The 6,262-nt window shown below is 63.2% G+C and carries 5 protein-coding genes; 4 read left to right on the top strand and 1 reads right to left on the bottom strand.

What is annotated here, in order from left to right; all coding sequences use genetic code 11:
- Window positions 1-163 precede the first annotated feature (163 nt).
- From rsmG to CSQ87_RS03515, 3 genes are all read left to right on the top strand, one after another.
- The gene (gene rsmG / locus CSQ87_RS03525) at window positions 164-826 is read left to right on the top strand and encodes a 16S rRNA (guanine(527)-N(7))-methyltransferase RsmG (protein ID WP_100512463.1); all 663 of its coding nucleotides are present in this window, start codon (window positions 164-166) and stop codon (window positions 824-826) included.
- Between the two features lie 411 nt (window positions 827-1,237).
- A complete protein-coding gene (locus CSQ87_RS03520; protein WP_100512462.1) occupies window positions 1,238-2,230 on the top strand; it encodes a ParA family protein in 993 nt (330 codons plus the stop codon).
- Between the two features lies 1 nt (window position 2,231).
- Window positions 2,232-3,563, top strand: a complete 1,332-nt coding sequence (locus CSQ87_RS03515; RefSeq protein ID WP_100512461.1) for a ParB/RepB/Spo0J family partition protein — start codon at window positions 2,232-2,234, stop codon at window positions 3,561-3,563.
- A 629-nt stretch (window positions 3,564-4,192) separates the two neighbouring features.
- Here the strand turns inward: CSQ87_RS03515 and CSQ87_RS11120 are convergent.
- Window positions 4,193-5,470 (bottom strand): NAD(P)/FAD-dependent oxidoreductase, encoded by a 1,278-nt coding sequence (locus CSQ87_RS11120; protein ID WP_243388817.1) that lies wholly within the window; start codon window positions 5,468-5,470, stop codon window positions 4,193-4,195.
- Window positions 5,471-5,657: 187 nt separating this feature from the next.
- Here CSQ87_RS11120 and CSQ87_RS03500 point away from each other — a divergent pair, with 187 nt between their 5' ends.
- Window positions 5,658-6,206: a type 1 glutamine amidotransferase domain-containing protein gene (locus CSQ87_RS03500; protein WP_100512460.1), complete on the top strand. Its 549-nt coding sequence runs from the start codon at window positions 5,658-5,660 to the stop codon at window positions 6,204-6,206.
- Window positions 6,207-6,262 lie beyond the last annotated feature (56 nt).

The following is a 6,262-nucleotide window of genomic DNA, read 5'->3' as shown; positions in this document are numbered from 1 at the left end:
GACAGGGGCGATTCCGTCTGGTGACCCGGCGTGCGGTGGGGGAGTGGGGCCGGCTGCGGCTACACTGACACATAGTGATGATTGGATTGCCGCCCCATTGATGACATGGTCCCTGCTTCGGGGATCGTCGTGGTGGCCGGCCCGGGCAGAGATGAGGTGACGGATGACGGATCAGCTGGCGAACTCGCCGCTGCCGAAGCAGGTGCTGGGTTCGGCGTACGAGCCGATGGAGAAGTTCTATGACAAGCTCGCCGCGGAGGGAGAGCCGCGTGGCCTGATCGGCCCTCGTGATGTCGATATCATCTGGGAGCGTCATATTCTCAATTCGGCCGCCGTGGTGCCCTTCATCGTGGAGGCGCTGGGAGCTTCCTCCGCCGAGGAGGCCAAGGGACGTCTGGCCGATGTCGGCAGCGGCGGCGGATTCCCCGGCATTATCGTGGCGGCATGCCTGCCGCAGGTGCAGGTGACGCTGATCGAACCGATGGAGCGACGCATCGAATGGCTGAACGAGGTCGTTCGGGAATGCGGTCTGGAGAACGTGACCGTGCTGCGCGCCCGGGCCGAGGAAGTGGAGGTTCCCGGCAAGGGCTTTGACGTGGTGACCTGCCGTGCCGTGGCGCCGATGCGCAAGCTGGCCGGATTCACCATGCCGCTGCTGCGTTCGGGTGGTCGTCTGGTGGCGCTGAAGGGCCGCTCCGCACAGGAGGAGATCGAGAAGGGCATGAAGATGATTCTTCGCGCCAAGGGCGTCAATCCTCGCGTGGTCGAGGCGCCGGTGGCGCCGGGTCTTGAGTCGACGCACGTCGTCCTGGTCGATAAGCGTTGACCGACGACGCCGTCGAAGGCGGCGACGAATGGTGACTCGGTTCGATGAGCGCCGATGTGTAGAGGTTGTGTTTCACGTGAAACGCAACCTCTGTTGATATCGGGGATAACACGCTGGCCGAAGCAGTTATCCACAACTTTGTCCACTATATTGTGGATAACTTGTGGATAGAATGTGGACAATGTTGATGGTTGGAAATCGTTGCAATTCCAACGGTTTTGCGATGTGGATATTTTGCGGAACATTCACAATGCACAGATTTCACCCGAGTTATCCACATGGTTTTCCACAGTCATCCACATTCATCAACAGTACGGTGTTGAACTTGCAATATCGATGGTCACCGACGACAATGATGACCGGAAATCAATGCTTGATTGATCATTTTTTGTCTCGATAGAAAGGCATGACATGGCGAATGTTTCACGTGAAACATCTTCCGGAGGGGATGACCAGCATTCGTTCGAAAGCACGACCGAGGTGCTGAATCGCATCTTCAAGGGATCGTCCTCGGTGGGTGCGGAGGTGCTTGACATCACCCAGCGAAAGATGCGGCTTGCCGAAGCGGAGTTTCCCAAGCCGTCGCAGACGCGAATCGTCGCCGTGGCCAATCAGAAGGGCGGCGTCGGCAAGACCACCTCGGTGGTGAACATCTCCGCGGCCCTCGCGGACGGGGGGAGCCGTGTGCTCGTCGTGGATCTCGACCCGCAGGGCAATGCCTCCACGGCGTTCAACATCGCCCATCAGTCCGGCACCGATTCGGTGTACGACGTGCTGGAGGGTCGCCTCACGATCGAGGACGTGAAGAAGCCGGCCGATGGTATCGTCGGCGTGGACGTGGTGCCGTCCACCATCGATCTCAGCGGCGCCGAGCTGGAGATCGCTTCGCTGGAGAACCGTACCGATCTGCTGCGCAACGGCATCGAGCAGTTCCTCAATACCTCCGAGGAGCACTACGACTACGTGATCATCGACTGCGCTCCGAGCCTCGGTCTGCTGGTGCTGAACGCGTTGTGCGCGGCCCACGAGGTGTGGATTCCGATTCAGGCGGAATACTACGCGCTCGAAGGTCTCGGCCAGCTGCTGAAGACCATCGGTCTGGTGCAGAGCTCCATCAATCCTCATCTGATCATCTCCACCATGCTGGTGACGATGTTCGACCGCCGTACGATCCTCAGTCAGGAGGTCTACGACCAGGTGAAGGGTCATTACCCGGACATCGTTCTGGAGACCACGATCCCTCGTTCGGTCAAGATCGCCGAGGCTCCCAGCTTCAACCAGTCGGTCGTCTCCTACGACCCCAACGGCGCCGGTGCGGTAGCATATTCTGAGGCGGCTCTGGAAATCGCACAGCGTTCGGAGAAGACCCTCGAGTCCATCAATGCACAGAGGAGTGGTGAATAGTATGGCAGCGCAAAATCGGCGTCTCGGCAAGGGCCTCGGCGCCCTGTTTCCCGCTCTTCCCGGCGAATCCCTGAATGCGAATGTTTCACGTGAAACCTCGGATGAGGCCAAGACCGAACCGGCCAAGAAGGTCGCCGGTCAGTCGTCCGCTGCGCAGCAGGGGAGTGGCGCCTCGGTGAAACCGGCCGCTTCGTCGAAGCCGGTAGCCAAGCAGACCTCCGCTCCCTCGGAAGCCGAGTCCGCGAAGTCCAAGGCGTCGAAGGCTCCGGACAAGAAGAAGCCGGCCGCCAAGGCCATGGGCCGTGCGGTCATGCCGAAAATCGCCACCGCGCATGGCAACCGTCCGGCGATGCCGTCACTGTCGGAGGCCGTCAACCCGATCGATATGTTCTTCGGGGAAGGGCCCGTGACTCCGCCGAAGCCGGCCGCTGAAACCAAGCCGGCATCTCCGAAGGGCGGCGAGGAAGACGAACCGGAGATGAAGCCGGTCGAGGGCGGCTATCTGGCCGAACTGGACGTCAAGGATATCGCCCCCAACGATCATCAGCCGCGGACCGTCTTTGACGAGGACGAACTGGACGAGCTCGCCCGATCGATCAAGGAGGTCGGCATCCTCCAGCCGATCGTCGTGCGCAAGCGGGTGTCGGTCCATCCCGATGGCCATAAGACCTTCTATGAGCTGATCATGGGCGAGCGGCGCTGGCGTGCCACGCAGCGAGCTGGCCTGAATGTCATCCCCGCGATCGTCAAGACCACGGCCGATGACGATATGCTTCGCGACGCCCTGCTGGAGAACCTGCACCGCGTGGCCCTGAACCCGCTGGAAGAGGCCGCCGCCTACCAGCAGATGATCGACGAGTTCGGTCTGACGCAGGCCCAGCTCTCCCAGTCGGTGTCCAAGTCCCGTCCCCAGATCGCCAACACCCTGCGCTTGCTGCAGCTGCCGGCATCCGTGCAGAAGAAGGTGGCGGCCAATGTGCTGTCCGCCGGCCACGCCCGCGCGCTGCTGAGCCTCGCCGATCCCGAGGAGATGGAGAAACTGGCAGATCGTATCATCGCCGAAGGCCTGTCCGTGCGCTCCACGGAGGAGATCGTGGCGATGCAGACCGCCAAGAACCCCGACAAGAAGAAGGCCAAGCCGCGCAAGGACGTGTGGGCCGGTTCGGAAACCGTGCAGACGCTGGAGAACCGGTTCGACACCAAGGTGATGATCCGGGGCACCAAGAAGCGCGGCAAGATCGAAATCAGCTTCGCCTCGGAGGAGGATTTCGGTCGCATCATGCAGCTGCTCAACTCCAGGGACGCCGAGCCGAACGCCGACGGCTGGGTCTGACTTTATCGGTCGCCTCATCCGACTGGCATAGTCGGTGGGTGGGGGTGAACGGTGTCCGACACACTCAAGACCGTTCGGCCCCGGAGCCAGCGAGCTGGCTCCTAGCCTACGGTCGGACACCGCCCATCCCCGCCGGCGGAGGCTGAGCCCGTAAAGAAAACTCCGGCGGCGTTTTTAGGACTCAGGCGAGCCGACAGGCGAGCGGCTTTGTCCTGCGGATGCCGGTAGTGAGCTGATTTACGGTCGCTGACTGGGGAGGTCAAACGCCTACCCGAAAGCGTTGTTCAACCACCCTCAGTCTCGCTTCGCGAGCCAGCTCCCGACGTGTTGTGCGACGTGCGCCTGTGCAGGCGCACTGCTACAAACGATCACCGATCGTTTGTCCGGCGGGAGCGGCTTGGTCCGGCGGGAGCATAGTTTCGTGCCCCCGCTGGCGGGGGCTGTCGGCGGAGCCGACTGGGGGTGGTCGAGTATCTGGTGATGGATATCGAGATACTGTGTCGTTTGGCTCATCGGGGTCCTCATCCTTTTTTGAAGGACGCTTCCGCCGGCGCGGTCGATGTTTCACGCGTTTGTTTCACGTGAAACATCGGCCGTGAAACACAACGCGTGAAACCCGCTTCGCTCGTTTATCGGGCGAGATATTCCTGGGCATCCAGTGCGGCCCGGCAGCCCATGCCGGCCGCCGAAATGGCCTGACGGTACACCCGATCCACGGCATCGCCCGCGGCGAAGACGCCGAGGACGCTGGTCCGGGTCGAAGCGCCGTCCACCAGAATGTAGCCGTCGTCGTCACGGCTCACTGCCGAATCAAGGAATCCCGTTTGCGGAACATGACCGATGGCTACGAAAATGCCGTTGGCGGGGATGACAGTGGTCTCATCAGTGACGACATTGCGTACCTCCACCGCCGCGGCCGACTCCCGTTCGGTCGTCGTGCCGCCGCCCAGCAGCGAGGCGAATCCACCGGCGGCCTGATCGTCGTCCGTACTCCCGGCCTTACCGTCGTTGCCGGACGTGGAGGAGAGGGCGCTGATCCCGTTCGTGCCGCTACCGGCACTCAATCCGCCGGCACCCAGTCCGCCGGATCCCAGCCCTCCGAAGACGCTGAACGCCGCGCTCAGTCCGGCCTGTGCGCTGGCCTGTGCGCCGACATCCGCGGGCCCGGTTTCGCCCGACGTCGTACCCGTCGGCACCGCTGCCACCGTCGCTGTAACCGCATCGGCCATAACCGTATCGGCCGCTCCCGCCGAGGTCTTGCGGTACTCCTGCTCGCCGATCACCCGGGTGACCACGGTATCCGTCATCAGCGAGATCTTCGGGTTGCTGCGCACCCGATCGACCATGATCTTCGAGGCGCGGAATTCGCTGCGGCGGTGGATCAGCGTCACCGAGGATCCGAACCGGGAGAGGAAATCCGCCTCCTCCATGGCCGAGTCACCGCCGCCGACCACGACGATCGGCTGGTTGCGGAAGAACGATCCGTCGCAGGTGGCGCAGTAGGAGACGCCGTTGCCGGAGAACTCCTCCTCGCCGGGCACGCCGAGTTTGCGCACCGCGGTGCCGGTGGCGAGGATCACCGTCCGGGCCGTGTACTCCGTCCCGTCGTCGGTGACGACGGTCTTGACGTCCCCGGTCAGCGACGTGCGCACCGCGTCGCGGTACAGGATCCGCGCGCCGAATCGTTCGGCCTGGGCCTTCATCCGCTCCATCAGATCGGGGCCGAGGATGCCGTCCGGGAAGCCGGGGAAGTTCTCCACCTCGGTGGTGTTGACCAGCTGACCGCCCGGCGTCAGTGCGCCGGCGATCAGCAGCGGATCGTACCCGGCCCTGCCCAGATAGATCGCCGCGGTGTATCCCGCCGGTCCGGAACCGATGATGATTGCGTTACGTCCATGATCTGTCATGTCTCCAACGGTACCGCACGCTCCGGCGGGTCCCGGATGTTCAGCCTCCAGCCGACCCGGTCGGTCAGCCGTGTGGTCGGTCAGCCGTGGTCGATCCGCTGCGTGGTCATCCCGCCGCCGTCCGGGAAGTCCGGGCATAATGAGGGTGGAAGGAAACCACAACCGCATCGTATGCCAAGGAGGAACCATGGCCGTGGAACAGTCAAAGGTACTGATCATCGTCAACAATTGGGGCATTGAGGAGACCGAACTGACCCGTCCCCTTCGTGATCTCAAGGAAGCCGGCGCCTCGGTGACGCTGGCCGCCACCACGCTCGACCCGTGCGAGACCGTGCAGCACGATCGCTACGAAGGCGAGACCCTGGTCCCGGACGCCCGACTGTCCGATGTACAGGCCGCCGACTACGATCTGCTCGTCGTGCCCGGAGGCACCTGCAATGTGGACCGCATCCGCGTGAACGAGGACGCCATCGATCTGGCCCAGGAATTCGCCCACGCCGGCAAGCCGATCGCCGCGATCTGCCACGGCGCCTGGCTGCTCGTCAACGCCGGTCTGATCGCCGGCAAGACCGCCGCCCCCTGTCGGTACATCCGCGCCGACATCGAGAACGCCGGCGGCCATTACGTGGACGAACAGCTGCATGTGGACGACGCCAACGGCTGGCGTCTGATCACCTCGCGCAAGCCGGACGATCTGGACTACTTCGTCGGTGCGATCAAGGACACGCTGGCGTAACAAGGGCGCCTGTCGTCCGTTCGACCTCTGGGGGTGTTACGTTTGACCTCCCCCAG

Source organism: Bifidobacterium simiarum (assembly GCF_002802905.1).
GTDB lineage: Bacteria > Actinomycetota > Actinomycetes > Actinomycetales > Bifidobacteriaceae > Galliscardovia > Galliscardovia simiarum.
The sequence above is the reverse complement of the archived record's forward strand: the minus strand, read 5'-3'. Positions and strand labels throughout refer to the sequence as shown.

Bases quoted from the DNA above. Each gene is read 5' to 3' on its own strand.
- CSQ87_RS11120 (WP_243388817.1), bottom strand. From the start codon at position 5,470: ATGACAGATCATGGACGTAACGCAATCATCATCGGTTCCGGACCGGCG.
- CSQ87_RS03515 (WP_100512461.1), top strand. From the start codon at position 2,232: ATGGCAGCGCAAAATCGGCGTCTCGGCAAGGGCCTCGGCGCCCTGTTT.
- CSQ87_RS03500 (WP_100512460.1), top strand. From the start codon at position 5,658: ATGGCCGTGGAACAGTCAAAGGTACTGATCATCGTCAACAATTGGGGC.
- CSQ87_RS03520 (WP_100512462.1), top strand. From the start codon at position 1,238: ATGGCGAATGTTTCACGTGAAACATCTTCCGGAGGGGATGACCAGCAT.
- rsmG (WP_100512463.1), top strand. From the start codon at position 164: ATGACGGATCAGCTGGCGAACTCGCCGCTGCCGAAGCAGGTGCTGGGT.